Here is an 18,051-nt window from a genome sequence, read left to right on the forward strand (position 1 = left end):
GAACCCACCATCACTAGGGAACCCACCATCACCAGGGAACCCACCATCACCAGGGAACCTACTATCACTAGGGAACCCACCATCACCAGGGAACCCACCATCACCAGGGAATCCACCATCACCAGGGAACCCACCGTCACTTGGGAATCCACCATCGCTAGGAATATCAAACAGTGGCTGACCTCCATCACTTGGTGGACAATCATTCGGCACTGCCGTCGAATCTTGGCCCCCGATCACATACATGTAACGCCCTTTCGTTACAGCTTGAAAGTAAGCGCGCGCGGCCCAAGGCGCCTCTCCTTCGAGTGAAGCAGGCAACCATGTCTGGCCTGCATCTCCACTCTTCCAGACATCATTACGAAATTCGCTATCGCCAAAAGTCAAAGGAAACTGATTGGGAATCCGCCCACCAATAACATAAAAATTTCCACGCAAGTTGACAGCGGCCAGCCCCGCCCGAGGCTCCCAACCTGTGTTGATGCCGTCGTTAACTTCATGCCACTCAAATTTATTAAAGAAACGCGCTTCATCTGCTTTTGCGCTAGAAACCATCACTGACAAAATCAGGAGTAAAACTCCCAAAGAATAATACTTAATACTGCTGAACTGACTCTCCATCACGATATTCTCCGTATTTGCTTTTTATTGTTCGAAAATCACGATGAATCGCTCGGATTAGATCATTAAATAACCAGCCCTGATAATCTTTGTAGCATTGACACGGTGATTCAAACCACTCAATTTAAGATATTGAACTTAACCGCGCCGCAACTAAACCAGTAAAAAAATATACAGAGACGGTTGATGAAAGTAATAAGAAAAGAAGACCTGAATAACTGCATCGGTATAGAAATGTCACCGACAGACTGGTTCACCGTAACCCAAGAACAAATCAATCAATTCGCTGACTGCACTCTCGACCACCAATTCATTCACGTTGATGAGGAGAAAGCGAAAAACACACCTTTCGGATCGACCATCGCTCATGGTTTGTTATCGCTATCGATGCTGCCGCACTTCGCGCAACGCTTTGCATACATGATCGAGGGTACTTTCATGGGTGTGAACTATGGATTCGACAAAGTACGCTTTATGCATCCCGTAAAAGTAGGTAGTCGTATTCGTGCGCAAGCAAAGCTAACACATGCAGAAGAAAAAGCACCGGGACGTTATATGTTTAAAATGGATGTCACGATTGAAATTGAAGGCAAAAAGAAACCTGCCTTAAAAGCGGTTTGGATAGCGATGCAGATGGTCGCCTAAGCCGTATAATCCCACTTAAATTTAAAACGTATCGAGCGTTTGTTCGCTTCGCTAAAAAATATATCGCAAAGAGAGTTAAAAGATGGATCAAGAGAATATGCAAGCAATCTATGAAATGGATAGCGAAGGTCGCTATGACTTCACCATAAGCTATGTGGTTGAGGAACGTGAGATCTGGATTCTCGTGAACAATGATAAGCAATTTCTAAAGATATTTTCTGAAGATGAAAATTTTGAGTACTTGCCGATTTGGCCGACCGAAGAATTAGCTCTGGCCTACGCAAAAAATGAATCAGAGCTTGAAGCCTTGAGTATATCTCTTCCAGATTTCTTTAATAAATGGGTCGTCGGTCTAGAAAAAGATGGACTAGAGATTGGAGTATTTCCTGGCACAGACTCGACTATATGGGTCACAGAGCCAAATGTTCTCAAAAAAGATCTACAAGAAAAATTAGCAAATCTTTAGTAGCAGATAAACTTGTTGCGAAATTCAACTAAGTTTATCTGCTATTAATCGCTTAAGCAGCCTTCTAATGGTTCGCTACCACGATAATGAAGCGCCGGTTTGATATTCAGTGACACGCGTTTCAAAGAAGTTCTTCTCTTTGCGTAAGGCAGCTTGCTCATCCAGCCAAGGTAAGGCGTTTTGAGCTCCAGGGAATGGCTGCTCAAGTTTTAACTGTTTCGCTCTTCGGTTCGCAATAAACCTGAATTGCTCAACGTGATCCTCTGCTGTATAGCCCAAAATCGGATCTCGAAGTAAATAACCCGCATAGGCTTTTTCCGCCGCTTCAGACTCTTCCCACATTAGTTTCACAGCTTTTGGATCAAGAGAAATATTCTCTTCCACCATAATCTGTTTAACCACCTTAATACCAAAGGCCGCGTGCATTACTTCGTCTCGCATAATGTACTGCAACTGCTCTGCCGTGCCTTTCATTAAGCCACGTCGTTGAAGTGCAAAAATCGGGCTAAATCCGTTATAAAACCAACACCCTTCGAATACGCCAGCAAAGAACGTATATGAGAGCATAAACTGTTCGAGATCATCACGATTTTTAAGATCCATCTCTGTCGTCAACACTGCATTTAAGCGGCGATTTGCGAGTCGAATCTTGCTGTAGATTTCAGGAACAACACGGTAGCGGTTGTATATCTCACTCTGATCCAAACCAATGGTTTCGATACAGTGCTGATACGTCCATGTATGCATCGCCTCTTCAAACACCTGACGTGCTTGATAAATTTGTAGTTCTGGCGCGCTCATTTTCTCCATGACCGCAAGGCCAATATTCCGCATCGCTAAGATATCTGAGGTTGTCAGATACGCGAGTACGTTCTCAAAAACATGGCGCTCTTCGACCGTAAGTTTATGGTGATAGTCATGAACATCTTGCGACATATTTACGTCTAAAGGCGTCCAGTGATTTTTGTTAGCGTTCAAGAAATATTGCCAAGCCCAAGGATACTTGAATGGCGCGAGTTGGTTCACATCAGCTTCGCCATTTACAACGCGCTTATCTTCCATACGCACGGGAGGAAGCGCTTCGAGTACGAACTCCTCTTCTTTCGCATGATCTGCGATGTTCGTGACGATACTTGGTTGTGCCTGTGAAGGGATTGCCGCTGCAAGCGGGTCATCCCAATTTGGCGTTGCTGTACTTGTTTTTTTGTTGGTGAATGACATAGTAGGTCCTCAAATATAATTCGGTTTCAATGCGCTCAAACTTATTGGCAAGCTTCGCAGTCGGGTTCGAGAATTGAACACATCTTTGGCGCTTCTTGCCCTTTCGCCAACTCAAAATCATCTCCCGCTTTCTGAGTAGTCTGCGGATTGTGATTTGATAAGCTTCCCTGAACTTCGTTTTGGCTAGCACTTCCAACTACCGTCGAAGTTTGCTCAGCAACCCCTTGATCAACTGGCGTGCTGTTTTTCTCAGTGTGCGTTGCACCCAGCGAACGTAAGTAATAGGTCGTTTTTAAACCGCGGCTCCACGCCGTTTTGTAGAGGTTGTCCAGCTTTTTACCTGAGGGTTCCGACATATAAAGATTCACGCTCTGTGCTTGATCAATCCATTTCTGACGACGTGCTGCCGCTTCCACTAACCAATGCGGTTCTATCTCGAAAGCAGTTGAATACAGTGCCTTGATGTTCTCTGGAATACGATCAATTTTCTTAACACTGCCATCGAAATATTTAAGATCATTGACCATCGCTGCATCCCAAAGATTTTCACGTTTGAGCGCCTCAACAAGCCATGGATTCACAACCGTAAATTCACCGGACAGGTTGGATTTAACAAATAGATTTTGATAGGTCGGTTCAATCGATTGCGACACACCAATAATGTTGGAGATCGTCGCGGTTGGCGCGATAGCCATCACATTTGAGTTGCGTATTCCCTCCTTTTTAATCTTCTGACGCAGGCCATCCCAATCTAAGGTTTGACTGTAATCACAAACGGTATAACGCTCGCCGCGCTCTTGGCTGAGTTTATAAAGCGAGTCGATAGGAAGAATGCCCTGATCCCATAGTGAGCCTTCAAAACTTTCATAGGCTCCACGTTCCTTTGCTAATGCACTCGAAGTTTCTAGTGCATAGTACGAAATAAGCTCCATAGATTGATCAGCAAAATAAACAGCTTCAGCACTCGAGTAAGGAATACCCAGTTTATATAAAGCATCCTGAAAACCCATTAAACCGAGGCCGATAGGACGATGTCGTAAATTAGATGCTTCGGCCTGTGGACATGCGTAGTAATTAATGTCGACCACATTATCAAGCATTCGGATAGCAGTTCGGATCGTCTTTTGGAGACGTTCTCTATCCAACTCGCCGTCCTGAATGTGATTCACAAGGTTGATAGAACCAAGATTGCACACGGCGATTTCATCTTCACTGGTATTGAGCGTAATCTCAGTGCAGAGATTGGAAGAATGCACTACGCCAACGTGTTGCTGCGGCGAACGAATGTTGCAAGGATCTTTGAAAGTAATCCATGGATGCCCAGTTTCGAATAGCATCGAGAGCATTTTACGCCATAGATCTAATGCGGGAATACGCTTAGAGAGTTTAATCTCCCCGATTTCAGCTTTACGCTCATATTCTTCATAACGCTTTTCAAATGCCTGACCAGTTAAGTCGTGCAGGTCTGGAACATCATTAGGAGAAAACAAGGTCCAATCTTGCTCCTCAAACACGCGCTTCATAAAAAGATCTGGAATCCAATTAGCGGTGTTCATATCGTGTGTGCGACGTCTCTCATCCCCTGTATTTTTTCTAAGATCGAGAAAGTCTTCGATATCTAAATGCCAGCTTTCCAAGTATGCACAAACGGCTCCTTTGCGTTTACCGCCTTGGTTCACTGCAACAGCCGTGTCATTTACAACTTTAAGGAACGGCACGACCCCCTGAGACTGGCCATTAGTTCCCTTGATGTGCGCGCCTAGCGAGCGAACATTAGTCCAATCATTACCCAATCCACCTGCCCATTTTGAGAGCAAGGCATTGTCACGCAAAGCGTCATATATACCGCTCAAGTCATCTGGAACAGTGGTCAGATAGCACGATGATAGTTGAGGTCTTAACGTTCCGGAATTGAACAAGGTGGGGGTTGAGCTCATATAATCAAACGATGACAAGAGGTCATAAAATTCAATTGCACGGGCTGTAGGGTCATCCTCATTTAGCGCGAGCCCCATTGCGACTCGCATAAAAAAGGTTTGCGGCAATTCAATACGCGTTTCTTCATGATGAATAAAGTAACGATCGTATAAAGTCTGTAACCCTAAATAGGTAAACTGGTTGTCACGCTCTGGTTTGAGCGCATCGGCAAGCATCTCTATATTGAAGGAATCTAACTTAGAATCGATAAGCTCTTCTTGAATGCCAAAACGGATGCCCGCTTCGAATATTTCAGCATACGCATTACTCGCATCTTCTATCGCAGCAGGCAAGTAAACATTCAATGCCTTACCCACCTCGCTCATTAACGAATCCAACAACAACCTTGCACTAACAAACGAATAATTCGGCTCTGACTCGATCAAAGGTCGCGCAGCCATAATAAGCGCTGTACCAATATCTTCCTCTTTAATGCCGTGATACAGGTTGCGATAGCTCGAATCTAATAAATGATCTGCATCAACGCCTTCAAGGCCTCTGCACACCTGAGAAATCAAAGCGCGAATACGACCAATGTTTAATGGCGCCTCAGAGCCATCATTGCGTTGCATTTTGAAGTGAGGATGTGCCTCTTCGCTAGGCTGTTGATCTTTACGCTGCTGAGCGTGCTCCTCACGGTACAAAACATAAGCCCGTGCAACTTTCTGCATCCCTTGGCGCATCAAGCCTAGCTCAACTTGATCTTGTATATCCTCGATATTGATCGAGCCGCCAGATGGATATTGCTTTTCAAAGCGACCATGAATACCACTTACAATCTGATCGGCAAGCTGCTTAACGTGGCTTGCATCCGCATGATCATGATCCTCTGCGGCCAATATTGCTTTGGTGATTGCGACTGCTATTTTGTCACTATTATATGAATCGAGAGTCCCATCGCGCTTGATCACTTTAAGCTGGAAATTAGAAGTGTTTGAGACTGGTTTGATATTAGGATCAGAGAGTGCATTTGGAGTTGTCATAATTAATTCTCATCGCGTTTCGGTCAACTAGACCAATAACCCTTCGCCATAAAAATCTATATGAACAGCACACACAGTGAGACAACCAATAAAGCTGCCATTGCCAATAATGCTGTCTTTCGATCACCCTATAGTCGCGAAGGTATGAAAGCCCATTTATCTTGTGATAAATGGGTTGCTTTGGCAGGTCTTCGGACTTATGGGCGTGTGTTAAATCTAACGATTATCCTACAGCGACGACTTCCCAGAATTTTACGTTCCAGTGCCTAATGCGTGTAGCTATCTTGCTTCGCATTATGTCGCTTTCGTTCCCAATTACCGCTGCGCGTCAGTTCTGGATTTTCACCAGATTCTCTCTTAGCACAACTAATTCAGAGACATTCTTACGTGTCTATTTAGTAGATGTGAACCAATGCAAAACACAATATATAGGCATTTTTAATAACAAACAACAATATATTGTTTAAAACAATGCCGGCTACGAATCTTAGGTATAAAAAAACCGCAAATCTCATGAGAGCATTTGCGGCTCGATTTAGTCTCTACCTATTATCCGCCAATAAATTCTGGCCCTATACCCAACGACCAAATAATTACCGTTGCGACACGCGTTGAGACAAGATAAACGAGCGCGACTGCGAGAATCGCCCCTTCGAAGAAAAACGCTCTATCTTCTGAAATACGCATCACGATCGGAAGACCCTTGTGTAGAAGAACCCCTGCGCATGCGGCAGCAAATACAAATACTAAGGCGTTGACCCAAAAGACAGGATATAACAGCGAAAAACCACCTAAAAACAGAGGCGTGCATGCGTATGCCATGAGTGCAATTCCGTTTGCAGCTTGCTCGTCATGCTCAGCTCCGTAGGTCTGAGCCATCCAGTCGATCATGTAGCCAATAAAAAATACTCCCAGCAGCATCGTTAGATATGTTAACCCGCACAAGAGGAATGCGCTGTCTGCGGTCAACTTCGTGACGGCCCCATCACCGATTGTCCAACCAACTACAGTGGTAGAATAATAAGCACACAGAGGCCCGATGGCGGCCAATATGCAGGTGTACGCGACAAAGATCCTTGTCGGCATGGAATGCTCTTTTTTGATTTCTTGCCACTCTCTAGTAGGGTGAGTGGCCAATCCAAACATATGTGAAAGCAACATAGTTAGCTCCTCCGCTGGGCTCCGTTCTTACAGTACATAAAGATAGTCGCAATCAGATTCACTTGTTTAGATCACTTTTACTTAAAGAAATGCTGTTTAGACGCTAAAGGAATACAAGCACTTAGTTAACTATGCTAATTCCCTCTTGCATAAGCGATTTCATGCATCACTTGCCGCAAGACCTCTACGCCACTTAAAATCTAGGCAATTTCAACGAACCGGCTGTTTTTAACTATAGTGTTTTGCATTCAACAAAAGGAAAACGACACTCACATGAGTCAGGAACAACCAAACAATCCTCTTCATGGCATCACGCTGGCTACGATTGTAGAAAAACTTTATGAGCATTATGGTTGGGATGGATTAGCGAGCCGCGTCAGTATCAATTGCTTCAAGAAAGATCCATCGATTAAATCATCGCTAAAATTCTTGCGTCGCACGCCATGGGCTCGTACTAAAGTAGAACAGCTTTATTTGTCTACTTTTAACACCCCATCCCCTTCGCCTTGGGAAAATTGGAAAAAACATGACTAAACAAAGCCTCGAACAACTTAGCGCGATGGAACCTGAAGATCGCTACGATTACACCATCGAACAAATATTAGAGCATAAACAGCTTTGGGTATTAATTAATGCTCAGCAAGACTTTATTACGATCAACTATGAAGAAGACGCGTTTAGCTACCTTCCAATGTGGCCGAGTAAAGAAGCTGCCGTTGCTATTTCTGAGTTTGATCAAGAGGTAACGGCCATCGCGATTCCTGTTGATACGTTTATTGATGACCTTGCTGAAGAGCTAGATCAAGCAAAGATAGAAATTGGTGTGTTCCCAGGTGCTGATACAAGCGTATGGGTATGTGACGCCACCGATTTTAAACATGAAATTGAAGACGCACTTAAGAGCTTATAAGCATGCAAATATCATCCGAAATCCCCTTGCTAGAAAATATATTTAGCCAATGGAAAGAACTCATTGCTGATGACTACTTAGACTATCGAAATCACTGCTATCGCTTGATTCACTGCTGCTTCGCACTGCACGATTGTACGGAAGAAGATAAATTAAATAAGCAGTCCAGCCACTTTATGATCAAGAAAATTAATTCTTGCTGATTTATTCTTCCCCGGCTCAGGCGGTGAGTCGTAATCCAATATATGGACAGCACAAGCAATGAATTCAAAGCCCAAAAAATTAGTTTCATTAAGTACGGCCATTACCAAATTAAGAGCCATAGTGGCGACTCTTAATACCCCTTTTTTGTCCCTGCCTAGACATACTCCAAAAGATACCTCCTTTAATGTATTTATTCAGATGAATTAAACTACCAATAGTCACGAACTCCACAAGTAATAATCTTTTCCAATAATTTTATCACCGCATTTTCGCTGTCACAAAACTGTCTATGTTATCGACTATAGTTCGGCACGACGCTTCATTTGTGTCTTATGCTGTATAGGGAAACCTCCCAACACGGATGCGTCGTCTTTACTAGCAACCGATTGAGGCTGCAATCAATACGATAAAAAGGGGTAATATCCAGAATGAAAGCAATAAAGAAACTTACCACTGGTGCAGTATCTGCAGCCATCTTGCTTGGAGCGTCGCAATTCGCAAGTGCGGAAACGCTTCGGCTCTTAACTTGGGGCGGATATGCTCCAGATGAAGTTATCGCACAATTTAAAGCCGAAACTGGCATTGACGTTGAGGTAACTAAGTCAAACAACGAAGATATGATTTCTAAACTGCGTGCGACAGGTGGATCTGGTTTCGACCTTGCGCAACCAAGCCAAGATCGTATTTCAGGTGCGCAAGCGGAGTTTGATATCTACAAGCCGATTGACTTGAGCAAAATCGACAATAGCTTGTTTATCGATTCCATGCTCGAAGCGACAAAAAATACCACGATGTTCGACGGAGATGTATACGGTGTGCCGCATATTTGGGGTACTAGCGGCTTAGTTCTTGATACAAAAATGGCAGCAAGCGTTAAAGACTATGCGGACCTATGTAGCGCGGATGTTGCGGGTAAAGTTTCTTATCGTTTGAAGCGCCCTACCCTGATTGGCTTTGCTTTCTCTATGGGCTTAGATCCATTTGCTGCATATGGCGACACAGCTAAATACCAAGACATCATCAATCAAGTCACTGACAAGCTCATCTCTTGTAAAGCCAATGTTAAAACGTACTGGTCTGGAGGTGATGCACTCATGAATCTCCTCCGCTCTGGAGAAGCGACTGCAGCAATGGCGTGGGATACAGGCGGTTGGAAGCTAAACAAAGAGCTACCTAACGTTACTTTCGTTGCACCAACTTCTGGTGCACTCGGCTGGATCGATACCTTTGTGCTGCCACGTAAAACCAAAGCAGAAGACGCGGCATACAAGTGGATCAACTTTGTAATGCAACCAAAAATCGCAAGTATGATCACGAACGTGGCAGGTAACTTCACAGCATCTAAAGGTGGTGATGTTGAAGTAGACCCCGAGTTACAAAAACGCTTCAAAGCATCGTTCAGCCAAGCTGACATCGATAATATTAAATGGTACCCGACCGTACCTGCTGGTTTAGAAACGATGGAAGGTAAAGCCCTCGATAGAATCAACGCCGCTAAATAGTCACTACGACGACTATTATTTTAAGCAATGAGTCGAGGTCGAAAGACCTCGACGTTCTCTTTTTATGTAGTGGAACGCCCGAATGTCCTGCGATTTAGAATGCCAACACTTAGTAAAGCAATTTGATAAATTTACTGCCGTTGACGATGTATCTTTTTCCATACCCAAAGGTTCCTTCTTTTCAATTCTTGGCCCATCTGGCTGCGGGAAAACCACGCTATTACGAATGATCGCAGGGTTTTACGAGCCGACCTCGGGCGACATAAAAATTAAAGGCAAATCTGTCCTTTCGACACCGCCTAACAAACGCCCTGTCAATCTCGTTTTTCAGCACTTAGCGCTGTTCCCGATGATGAGTGTTGCAGAAAATATTGCTTACGGTCTTCGCCGCAGAAAAGTGGCGAAAGCCGAGATTGATCAGCGTGTAAAAGATTCATTAGAGCGTATTGGTTTGCCAGACGCAGGAAGTAAACGTATTGATCAATTATCTGGCGGGCAAAAACAACGTATTGCCATTGCACGCTGTATGATTCTCAACCCCTCCGTACTTCTTCTTGATGAACCGCTCGGAGCACTCGATCTAAAACTTCGCGAGCATATGAAGGTTGAACTAAAACAACTACAAAGCCAGTTTGATACCACCTTTGTGTACATCACGCATGACCAGTCAGAGGCGCTTGTTATGTCTGATCAAGTTGCGGTCATGAATCATGGTCGCTTTGAACAAGTCGGTACGCCCCAAGAACTTTACTATGAACCACAAACGCCCTTTGTCGCCGACTTTGTTGGAGAAAGTAACCATTGGGAGGCTACAGTCAGCGTACAAGATTCTCAACGCACCACACTAACCACCACGAGCGGTTTATCGATTCAAACCCAAACGACAAGCAATCTTGAAATCGGACAAACAGTGAATATCTATCTTCGTCCCGAATCCATCACATTGGGACAAGAGCAAACTACAGCGGATAATCAACTCCAGGCATCTGTAAAGAGTGTATTGTTCGACGGTGCTAAGAGCCGCGCAATCATGACCAACAACGATGCGGAAGAGATTATTGTTTCCCTACCTCAGACAGGTGAGTTTTCAGATCTTAAGGCAGGCGACAAACTATCATTAAGCTGGCGAGCAGATATCGCCAAAGTATTTACGAACCAAGCTTGAGCGTTTTAGGAAAGATAAAATGAACTCAAGCCAGACACGACTCACCCTGATACTCCTGCTTAGTCCTTTTTTACTTTGGCTAGGCTTACTTGTGATCATCCCTCATATCGATATGTTCTTCTTATCGATTAGAGAAAAAGTTGCCCCTCGAACCTATGAAACGAGCTTGGCAAACTATGCAGAATTTTTTACTGAGCCGTTCTATTGGAATACCTTAGCGAGAACGGCATTTATGTCGATACTTGCCACAGTGCTTACACTAATTATTGCTTTTCCCGTAGCGTATTACATAGCTAAGATGTTGCGTGGAAAAACCAAAAGCATCTTATTTTTACTCTGCCTGTTGCCGTTTTGGGTTAGCGAATTAGTGCGCACCTTTGGTTGGATGATCCTTCTCAGAGAAACTGGAGTTATCTCCTCCTCTCTGCAGTGGCTTGGACTGATCGACGGTCCAATCGAATTTTTATACAACGATGTCACCGTGATGATGGGCTTAATTTACACCTCCATGTTATTTATGGTGGTGCCGTTGGTAAGCACTTTAGATAGTTTAGATGACAGCTTAATTGAAGCGGGTTATGACCTTGGCGGCAGTAAGCTTTCTATCCTGAAAGAGATCGTTATCCCACATTCAATGCCGGGCATAATATCCGGCTGCATTGTCGTATTTATGCTAACGCTCGGTAATTACCTCACACCAATTCTACTCGGAGGTAAATCGAGTATGTGGTTTACCGGTCAGATCTATACCCAGTTTATTACCCGATTTAATTGGGAGCTCGGCGCTGCCTTTGGTTTTTTATTACTTATCGTTTCATCCACCATCGTGTGGCTTGGTTTGAAGCTATCCGGACAAACGCTCGCTTCGACAGTAGCGAAAAGCTAAGGACTTTATATGCTTCCTACTATACCCAGATCAAATCGCTACAACTGGAGCTATCAGCTCTATATCTTCCTATTTTTTGTTTACCTCATTGCGCCATTAGTGGTCGTCGCGAGCTTTGCCTTTAACGACTCCCTGTTTCCGTCACTACCATGGAAAGGCTTTACATGGGATTGGTTTATTAACGATACCCAACCTAAATTAGGCTTATTTCATGATCGTAGCCTAATGAACGGCATTGGCGTTTCATTCTTTGTTGCATGCTGTGTGACTGGACTGAGCATTGCGATCGGCACAAGCAATGCCTTTTTATTTGAACGTTATGAGTTTCGCTTCAAACAATTCGCATACATATTGTTGTTGCTGCCTCTGGTTATTCCGGGCGTCATTCTCGGCATCTCTATTCTCGTATTTTCAAACACGCTTGCTAACGGAGTTGAAGATCATATTGGGTGGGATCTTGAGTTCCTTAGACCAGGGCTATTACTCGTAGTGCTTGGCCAATTCGCCTTTATAACTACGATTGCGACCTTAGTTATTTCGGCTCGGCTGAAAAAGTTTGATAGATCACTTGAGGAAGCCGCCTACAATCTAGGCGCAAGTCGCTTTGAAGTATTACGTACTATTACCTTACCCTACCTCAGGCCAGCCATGCTCGGCGCAGGCGTTGTCGCGTTCTTGATGTCTTTTGAAAATTTCAATACAACACTCATGCTAGTCGGCTCTGATGCCCCCTTAACTATCGCGATGTATGACAGACTTAAAGAAGGATCGACACCAGTCTTAAACGCTGTGTCGTTATTTCTGATGTTAGGGTCCGCCCTCCTAGCCTTGATTAGTATTTTGGTTCAGAAAGAAAAATAAGGCTGCGAGATCCAAATACCCATATGACCTACAACCAGTTCAATCGATTTTGCGCCAATCTACCCTGCACGAACTATGGTATGCAATGGGGAGGCGCTCATGTTTAGAACTTTTCGCAATCGGAGGTTGGAATGGGGCAAACAAAACGCCTACCTTTTCATTTGAGACTTCCGAACTAGATTTTCAATTTATACAGCACAAAGGTGGTTACCGACCTGCTCCCTATTTTGCGAATCGAGGAACGAAGTGGATTCAATGCACCGACCGTCAAAATGAAGAAGAGCTGCGTTATTATCTCAGCGAGTCACATCGCTTAGCCTCTTTAAACCTCACCAACAAACTTCAAAAAGAACTTCACCTCAACCAATAACAAGGCGTAGTCTTTGTCCTTAATAAATAGCTTAGGAGTACAAACGTGTACATCGCAATGAACCGCTTCAAAATCAAACTGTGTTGTGAGAAAGACTTTATCGAGATCTGGAAGAATCGCGATTCCTTTCTAAGCGAGGTACTAGGATTTAAATCGTTTAATTTACTGCAAGGCGAAACTACCGAAGAATACACCTTGATCTCATCACGTGCAGTTTAGGAGTCGGAAGAAGCATTTCGCGCATGGACCAAATCTGAAGCTTTTCGTAAAGCGCATGCAAATGCGGGCGGCCCATCTTCAAAAGAGCTACATGTCAGTCCTCCTCAATTAGAGTGCTTTGCAGCCGTTATTTAGCTTGTAATCACACAACTAGAATACTGATATCGAAAAGCAGTCTACTGCATATCCCTTAAACTCCAAGTGGCAGATATAGCTATGTACATAGCTGAGTTAATATCCACAGCGATCAATCCTTTCCAATAGCATTAATTCGGGGTCGCCAAATACATCTTGCATCCCAAACACCCGGCAATTACTCAATTCTTGCTGACATGTGAGTAGCAATAGCTGCCGAAATAACTTCTGAATTTCATTCTTATCTGCGACGTTTCCTTTCTGACGTGCTTCAGAGTAGGCCCACCTCATACACGTTCGCTTTGACTCAGCGTCGACGATCTCTAAGTTCGGATTTCCTTCCTCTAACCACGCATATATGTAATATCCCATCGTATCTTCTCCTATTTACAGGAATACAAATGATAATCGTTATTATTTAAATCGCAAGTGAATTGCTTCTCGTTTTATTTCAACAAGCTTCCCTCCAAAGAAAGCGAAACCGGATTTCTATTTTTTGAAGCTAAAAAACTTATGCAAATCTCATAGGATCACTTTAATCACTAACCAATGATCAACTTATTTATGAGTCATCTCAGCAAAGTTCTTATCTTTAAAATTCTTGGCACCGTGTTGGTTTGGTGCATCCCTCTCTTACTTTTTCCAGCGTCTGTTTTAGAGCAATTCGGGTTTCCTGCACAAGATAGCTACATGTTTATTCGTATGCTGGGTTGGGCCTATTTAGCATTATGCGTTGGTTACTTCATGGGCTTACAAGCCTCACTAAAAGGCAAGCGTTTAATGACCCCATTTATGTTGGCGTAGTCAGATGGTGGCGGCTGTTTATTCCTTCTTTACTACGGCATAAGCGGGGAATGGTCTGCATGGGGTGGCGCTATTCAATTTATCGCTTGGAGTTCGACACTTGCGACGGCTTTGATTACTGCGGGTTTGTTTGTTTTTGGCATCAAAGGAAACGAACCAATTATTGAGTCGTTTTAGTTCCATAATTGGGTATACGAGCAAGAATAAAAATACACAAAATTTTGATCGACTTTTGATCAATGTATGTATAGAGTTCGCCTCAGCTAGTAAGACACACCGTGTATTTACATCCTACATGTCGTTGTTATTCGTATTCCTCGTCCTGCAGTTGTTACGCCCAGTTTGTTTTTTCCAGCACATTTGCCGCATACAGGCGTTTTAATTGATTTTTTTCAGGATATAGATATGTCTAATACAGTTACTGGTACAGTAAAATGGTTCAACGAAACTAAAGGCTTTGGTTTTATCGCTCAAGAAAATGGCCCAGACGTTTTCGCTCACTTCCGTCAAATCAAAGGCGAAGGCTTCAAAACATTGGCTGAAGGCCAAAAAGTTGATTTTGAAGTAACACAAGGCCAGAAAGGCCCACAAGCTGAGAACATCGTTCCACAGTAATTAATACTGTTTACGATCCAGCAAAAAGGCGAACTAAACGGTTCGCCTTTTTTGTTTAACATCTACTGATCTCTTATCTAATATAAACAGCTCATGTAACGAGTTTAAAACTCTTAAACAGTGGATGAGCCTCCATGTCTGTCAACCTACAAAACCCTAGCCCTTCGAAACTACAAAGCGCCATTCAAACAACCAGACCACCCTTTCTTATCTTAGCGCCAGTCTGTGTTTTATTGGGGTTAAGTTTGGCTTATCAGGCTGGGTATAGTTTTAAACTGATCGACCTCATTCTAATATTTGCTGCAGCTCTTCTGGCACATGCTAGCGTCAATTCACTGAACGAATACATCGATTTTAAATCTGGTCTTGATCTTAAGACTGAACGCACGCCTTTTAGTGGAGGCAGTGGCGCTCTTCCAAATAATCCTAGCGCTCTGAAGCATGCTCTCATCCTTGGGTTAGTCAGCCTAAGTCTTACCGCACTGATCGGTTTGTATTTTGTTTATTCTGTAGGCCTCATACTTCTACCGCTTGGAATAGCTGGTATTGCCTTGGTGCCTTGTATTCACCATGGATTAATCGATTACCATGGGTATGCTTGATTGCGCCCGGCGCAGGATTTAGAATTGTTATAGTCGCCGGAAACTTCTTAGTGATCGCGAAGACTTATGATCAACTCGCTTATCTAGCTCTGCTGCTACCATTTTGTTTGAGTAATAACTTGCTTTTACTTACTCAATATCCGGATATTCACGCAGACAAAAACGTTGGTCGACGCACCTTCCCGATCGTATAAGGAATCCAATTAAGCACATATATGCTCGGTGTATTCTACCTAGTCGGCTATGGTTCCATAACAGTTAGCGTTTATCTATCACAGCTACCGATTCTTACTTTGCTAAGTTTGATTACCTTGCCATTGAGCATGTACGCGTTTATTGAGGCGAAGCGTCTAGTGATGATATTGCGAATAATCCAAAAGCACTTGCATTAACGTCATTAGCGCAATTGTAAGCCCCTTGGTGCTTAGTATTACTTTATTCATCGCTTAGAGGCACTTATGCATTCTTCACTGACTTTTCGTTCTGCGACACCTTCCGACACTGATCGTTGTTTTCAAATAGAACAAGAAGGCTATGCGGGCGATGAAGCTGCCACTCGAGAAAAAATCCAACAACGTATTGAGACTTATCCCGAGGGATTTCTCGTTCTAGAAAAAGAGTCGCAAATCATCGGTTTCATCAATTGCGGAGCATGTTTTGACGTCTCCCTAAGTGATGAGGAATTCAAAGAACTCATCGGTCATGATCCAATAGGCCCAAATATCGTTGTCATGTCAGTGGTTGTGTATCCTGATTTCCAGCACCAAGGTTATGCCACTGCATTAATGCACGAATTTATTGCTATGATGCAGGCGATGCAAAAGTCAGCGATGTATCTTATCTGCCAAGAGGAGCTCGTCGGTTTTTATCAACAATTTGGGTTTGTTGATGACGGGACGTCAGAATCGAGTCACGGAGGATTACGCTGGAACGACATGCATTTAGTCTTGTCGAACTAACCTTCAATTGTTGATTTCAACGATAACAAAACCGTTTGATTTACAAACTCGTCCGACTCAGTCAGCAGAGAAAGTTTTTCTATACTGATGGGAGGTTTAGCCGAGGCTTCAACAGCAGAATATTGCGCCAGAATGATCGCATCATAGACAATTGAGTACTTGCGCAAACGCATGGCATCTCCCATATCGTAGAGCGCTTGATCAAACTCCTCAGACATACCCCATTCTTTTCGAATTTGGATACAAATTTTCCATGCAACTCGCTTAAATACCTTAAGGCGCTGCATTGGAAGGATTTTTTCCTCCTCCGGCAAAGATCCTTCTAGGCGGTCAAGCTCTTGATTGACAATCAACATGGCCAGTTCTGGAATCAAGCCAAGCAAATAGTTAGATGGCCCATCTTGATCACGAATACTACTCAATGCTTCTATGCTTGCTCCGGAACACAAAGCCCATCGCCATACCGTCTCATTTAGCGTTTTATTTCCACCACTGGCTTGGAATACGGGCATCATCGTTGCAGCAGAAACAACACGCTTAATACCGGCAATGCCAAGGCGTCGAATTGCTTCATCTAATGATTCAACACTTTGATTATTCAATCTGAAAAATGGAGAGTTTGCAATTTTAAGCACTTGTGAAGTAAGCGCCGGATCCTTAATTAGAAATTGCGCCACGGTATCGTTATTAACCATTTCCATCTTCAGAAGCTTCAACAAGAGAGGCAAAGAGCTTGGTTTTCTGGGAATTTTTTCAGAGTTTAATTCGTTACTAAGCAGCTGCTTTGCGTAGCTTTTGGCATTTTCTCTCTGAGTTTCAGTTGGCATCTCATAAGAATGTTCGGTTCCAAACAAACTCTGACAAAAGGCGTGATCTAATTCGAGCAAGTATTCACGATAACGCTTTGTTTTCGCGTTAGTCGTTTCAGAATTCGTCGCCCCATGCGTATCTTCAGAAGCGTTCTGTCGTTCGGTGAGATGATAAACAGGCTGATTACTGACTGGTTCAGTAACTGCACTTACACCAAACATTTTTCTTAACCATGCAATCGCCATATCGGTTTATCCGTAACCTTCATCGCATATTTGAATATGCACTAAAACGTGCGCCACTTCACAAAGTGTAATACAGGCTCTTAGTAATGCAAAAGTACTCGCAACTTAAACTTAGGAAGGAATTCGACCCAGAACGAAGGGTAACCAAGGCGTGTATTTTCCTGGGTTCTTCACAAGATCAGTCTTTAAATCCGATTCTAATACCCATGCTGTTTCACTGACTTCTTGAGGGTTCAACTCAAAGTCGAAGATTGTGTCATTAGAAACAAATACATGGTCATACTCATGTTCAATAAGACCGTTTTGCATTTCCGTTCGATACAAAACAGGCTCTAATTCCTTAAGATCTAATTTTTGCGTTATTCCAAGCTCTTCTCCGACTCTGCGCTGAACAGCCGCAGCTGGCAATTCTTCATCAAAAGGATGGGAACAACAGGTATTACTCCATAGGTTTGCTCCATGGTATTTAGTCGCGGCACGTTTCTGGAGAAGGTACTCGCGTTGACCATCAACAACTCGATAGACCACTAGAGAGAAAGCCAAATGCAACAAGCCTTTTTGATGTGCCTCAAGCTTATCGGCAAGGCCTAACTTCTTTCCCATCTCATCAACAAGTACTAGCTCGTTAGTCACCATTCAGTCCTACATTTCATAATTCAAGACAAGCCTAGACGAAATATGTTTTGATTG

General features: G+C 43.5%; 19 protein-coding genes, 1 pseudogene and 1 riboswitch. Of the genes and pseudogenes, 13 read left to right on the forward strand and 7 right to left on the reverse strand.

What is annotated here, in order from left to right; translation table 11 throughout:
* The coding region (locus A3738_RS30265) for a hypothetical protein (protein ID WP_197474107.1) at positions 1-624 on the reverse strand (624 nt) is incomplete at its 3' end.
* A gap of 183 nt (positions 625-807) precedes the next feature.
* Here A3738_RS30265 and A3738_RS28165 point away from each other — a divergent pair.
* Both A3738_RS28165 and A3738_RS28170 read left to right on the forward strand, forming a co-directional pair.
* Positions 808-1,266 carry a MaoC family dehydratase gene (locus tag A3738_RS28165; RefSeq protein WP_068476119.1) on the forward strand — a complete coding sequence of 153 codons (459 nt, stop codon included), beginning with the start codon at positions 808-810 and terminating at the stop codon, positions 1,264-1,266.
* Between the two features lie 82 nt (positions 1,267-1,348).
* Entirely contained in the window at positions 1,349-1,732 is a 384-nt protein-coding gene (locus tag A3738_RS28170) for a DUF2750 domain-containing protein (protein ID WP_068476120.1), read from the forward strand.
* 75 nt (positions 1,733-1,807) lie between these two features.
* Here the strand turns inward: A3738_RS28170 and A3738_RS28175 are convergent, their stop codons facing one another.
* The 3 genes from A3738_RS28175 to A3738_RS28185 all read right to left on the reverse strand — a co-directional run bounded on the left by A3738_RS28175 (position 1,808) and on the right by A3738_RS28185 (position 7,074).
* Positions 1,808-2,953, reverse strand: a complete 1,146-nt coding sequence (locus tag A3738_RS28175) for a ribonucleotide-diphosphate reductase subunit beta (RefSeq protein WP_068476121.1) — start codon at positions 2,951-2,953, stop codon at positions 1,808-1,810.
* A 41-nt stretch (positions 2,954-2,994) separates the two neighbouring features.
* Positions 2,995-5,913: a ribonucleoside-diphosphate reductase subunit alpha gene (locus A3738_RS28180; RefSeq protein ID WP_068476122.1), complete on the reverse strand. Its 2,919-nt coding sequence runs from the start codon at positions 5,911-5,913 to the stop codon at positions 2,995-2,997.
* A gap of 164 nt (positions 5,914-6,077) precedes the next feature.
* A riboswitch (cobalamin riboswitch) is annotated at positions 6,078-6,299 on the reverse strand.
* 163 nt (positions 6,300-6,462) lie between these two features.
* Complete coding sequence (locus A3738_RS28185) at positions 6,463-7,074, reverse strand: Yip1 family protein (RefSeq protein WP_068474695.1); 612 nt, start codon at positions 7,072-7,074, stop codon at positions 6,463-6,465.
* A gap of 273 nt (positions 7,075-7,347) precedes the next feature.
* On the opposite strand from A3738_RS28185, the gene A3738_RS28190 reads away from it, so the two are divergent.
* The 7 genes and pseudogenes from A3738_RS28190 to A3738_RS28225 all read left to right on the forward strand — a co-directional run bounded on the left by A3738_RS28190 (position 7,348) and on the right by A3738_RS28225 (position 13,326).
* Entirely contained in the window at positions 7,348-7,608 is a 261-nt protein-coding gene (locus A3738_RS28190; RefSeq protein ID WP_068476123.1) for a VF530 family DNA-binding protein, read from the forward strand.
* Complete coding sequence (locus A3738_RS28195) at positions 7,601-7,984, forward strand: DUF2750 domain-containing protein (RefSeq protein WP_068476124.1); 384 nt, start codon at positions 7,601-7,603, stop codon at positions 7,982-7,984. Before A3738_RS28190 ends, A3738_RS28195 begins: the two co-directional genes overlap by 8 nt.
* A 632-nt stretch (positions 7,985-8,616) precedes the next feature.
* Positions 8,617-9,690 (forward strand): extracellular solute-binding protein, encoded by a 1,074-nt coding sequence (locus A3738_RS28200; RefSeq protein ID WP_068476125.1) that lies wholly within the window; start codon positions 8,617-8,619, stop codon positions 9,688-9,690.
* An 82-nt stretch (positions 9,691-9,772) separates the two neighbouring features.
* Positions 9,773-10,855: an ABC transporter ATP-binding protein gene (locus tag A3738_RS28205; RefSeq protein WP_068476126.1), complete on the forward strand. Its 1,083-nt coding sequence runs from the start codon at positions 9,773-9,775 to the stop codon at positions 10,853-10,855.
* A 19-nt stretch (positions 10,856-10,874) separates the two neighbouring features.
* Positions 10,875-11,741 (forward strand): ABC transporter permease, encoded by an 867-nt coding sequence (locus A3738_RS28210; protein WP_068476127.1) that lies wholly within the window; start codon positions 10,875-10,877, stop codon positions 11,739-11,741.
* Between the two features lie 9 nt (positions 11,742-11,750).
* The gene (locus A3738_RS28215) at positions 11,751-12,602 is read left to right on the forward strand and encodes an ABC transporter permease (protein ID WP_068476128.1); all 852 of its coding nucleotides are present in this window, start codon (positions 11,751-11,753) and stop codon (positions 12,600-12,602) included.
* A gap of 415 nt (positions 12,603-13,017) precedes the next feature.
* Positions 13,018-13,326, forward strand: a pseudogene (locus tag A3738_RS28225) (antibiotic biosynthesis monooxygenase).
* Positions 13,327-13,422: 96 nt separating this feature from the next.
* On the opposite strand, the gene A3738_RS28230 reads toward A3738_RS28225, so the two are convergent.
* Complete coding sequence (locus tag A3738_RS28230; RefSeq protein ID WP_068473085.1) at positions 13,423-13,698, reverse strand: hypothetical protein; 276 nt, start codon at positions 13,696-13,698, stop codon at positions 13,423-13,425.
* A gap of 177 nt (positions 13,699-13,875) precedes the next feature.
* Here A3738_RS28230 and A3738_RS28235 point away from each other — a divergent pair, with 177 nt between their 5' ends.
* The 4 genes from A3738_RS28235 to A3738_RS28250 all read left to right on the forward strand — a co-directional run bounded on the left by A3738_RS28235 (position 13,876) and on the right by A3738_RS28250 (position 16,306).
* Complete coding sequence (locus tag A3738_RS28235) at positions 13,876-14,130, forward strand: hypothetical protein (protein WP_068473088.1); 255 nt, start codon at positions 13,876-13,878, stop codon at positions 14,128-14,130.
* A 405-nt stretch (positions 14,131-14,535) separates the two neighbouring features.
* On the forward strand, positions 14,536-14,745 hold the full coding sequence (locus A3738_RS28240; RefSeq protein ID WP_068476129.1) for a cold-shock protein: 210 nt from the start codon (positions 14,536-14,538) through the stop codon (positions 14,743-14,745).
* Between the two features lie 134 nt (positions 14,746-14,879).
* Positions 14,880-15,347 carry a prenyltransferase gene (locus A3738_RS29705; RefSeq protein WP_068754955.1) on the forward strand — a complete coding sequence of 156 codons (468 nt, stop codon included), beginning with the start codon at positions 14,880-14,882 and terminating at the stop codon, positions 15,345-15,347.
* Positions 15,348-15,805: 458 nt separating this feature from the next.
* Positions 15,806-16,306 (forward strand): GNAT family N-acetyltransferase, encoded by a 501-nt coding sequence (locus tag A3738_RS28250; RefSeq protein WP_068476130.1) that lies wholly within the window; start codon positions 15,806-15,808, stop codon positions 16,304-16,306.
* On the opposite strand, the gene A3738_RS28255 is transcribed toward A3738_RS28250, so the two are convergent.
* Positions 16,303-17,361, reverse strand: coding sequence for an HDOD domain-containing protein (locus tag A3738_RS28255; RefSeq protein ID WP_068476131.1), 1,059 nt, complete (start codon positions 17,359-17,361; stop codon positions 16,303-16,305). The genes A3738_RS28250 and A3738_RS28255 overlap by 4 nt on opposite strands.
* 111 nt (positions 17,362-17,472) lie before the next feature.
* Positions 17,473-17,994 (reverse strand): isopentenyl-diphosphate Delta-isomerase, encoded by a 522-nt coding sequence (gene idi / locus A3738_RS28260; protein ID WP_197474071.1) that lies wholly within the window; start codon positions 17,992-17,994, stop codon positions 17,473-17,475.
* Positions 17,995-18,051 lie beyond the last annotated feature (57 nt).

It is taken from the genome of Oleiphilus sp. HI0066, assembly GCF_001635725.1.

Coding starts and splice junctions, on each gene's coding strand:
- A3738_RS28165 (WP_068476119.1), top strand. CDS start 808: ATGAAAGTAATAAGAAAAGAAGACCTGAATAACTGCATCGGTATAGAA.
- A3738_RS28170 (WP_068476120.1), top strand. CDS start 1,349: ATGGATCAAGAGAATATGCAAGCAATCTATGAAATGGATAGCGAAGGT.
- A3738_RS28175 (WP_068476121.1), bottom strand. CDS start 2,953: ATGTCATTCACCAACAAAAAAACAAGTACAGCAACGCCAAATTGGGAT.
- A3738_RS28180 (WP_068476122.1), bottom strand. CDS start 5,913: ATGACAACTCCAAATGCACTCTCTGATCCTAATATCAAACCAGTCTCA.
- A3738_RS28185 (WP_068474695.1), bottom strand. CDS start 7,074: ATGTTGCTTTCACATATGTTTGGATTGGCCACTCACCCTACTAGAGAG.
- A3738_RS28190 (WP_068476123.1), top strand. CDS start 7,348: ATGAGTCAGGAACAACCAAACAATCCTCTTCATGGCATCACGCTGGCT.
- A3738_RS28195 (WP_068476124.1), top strand. CDS start 7,601: ATGACTAAACAAAGCCTCGAACAACTTAGCGCGATGGAACCTGAAGAT.
- A3738_RS28200 (WP_068476125.1), top strand. CDS start 8,617: ATGAAAGCAATAAAGAAACTTACCACTGGTGCAGTATCTGCAGCCATC.
- A3738_RS28205 (WP_068476126.1), top strand. CDS start 9,773: ATGTCCTGCGATTTAGAATGCCAACACTTAGTAAAGCAATTTGATAAA.
- A3738_RS28210 (WP_068476127.1), top strand. CDS start 10,875: ATGAACTCAAGCCAGACACGACTCACCCTGATACTCCTGCTTAGTCCT.
- A3738_RS28215 (WP_068476128.1), top strand. CDS start 11,751: ATGCTTCCTACTATACCCAGATCAAATCGCTACAACTGGAGCTATCAG.
- A3738_RS28230 (WP_068473085.1), bottom strand. CDS start 13,698: ATGGGATATTACATATATGCGTGGTTAGAGGAAGGAAATCCGAACTTA.
- A3738_RS28235 (WP_068473088.1), top strand. CDS start 13,876: ATGATCAACTTATTTATGAGTCATCTCAGCAAAGTTCTTATCTTTAAA.
- A3738_RS28240 (WP_068476129.1), top strand. CDS start 14,536: ATGTCTAATACAGTTACTGGTACAGTAAAATGGTTCAACGAAACTAAA.
- A3738_RS29705 (WP_068754955.1), top strand. CDS start 14,880: ATGTCTGTCAACCTACAAAACCCTAGCCCTTCGAAACTACAAAGCGCC.
- A3738_RS28250 (WP_068476130.1), top strand. CDS start 15,806: ATGCATTCTTCACTGACTTTTCGTTCTGCGACACCTTCCGACACTGAT.
- A3738_RS28255 (WP_068476131.1), bottom strand. CDS start 17,361: ATGGCGATTGCATGGTTAAGAAAAATGTTTGGTGTAAGTGCAGTTACT.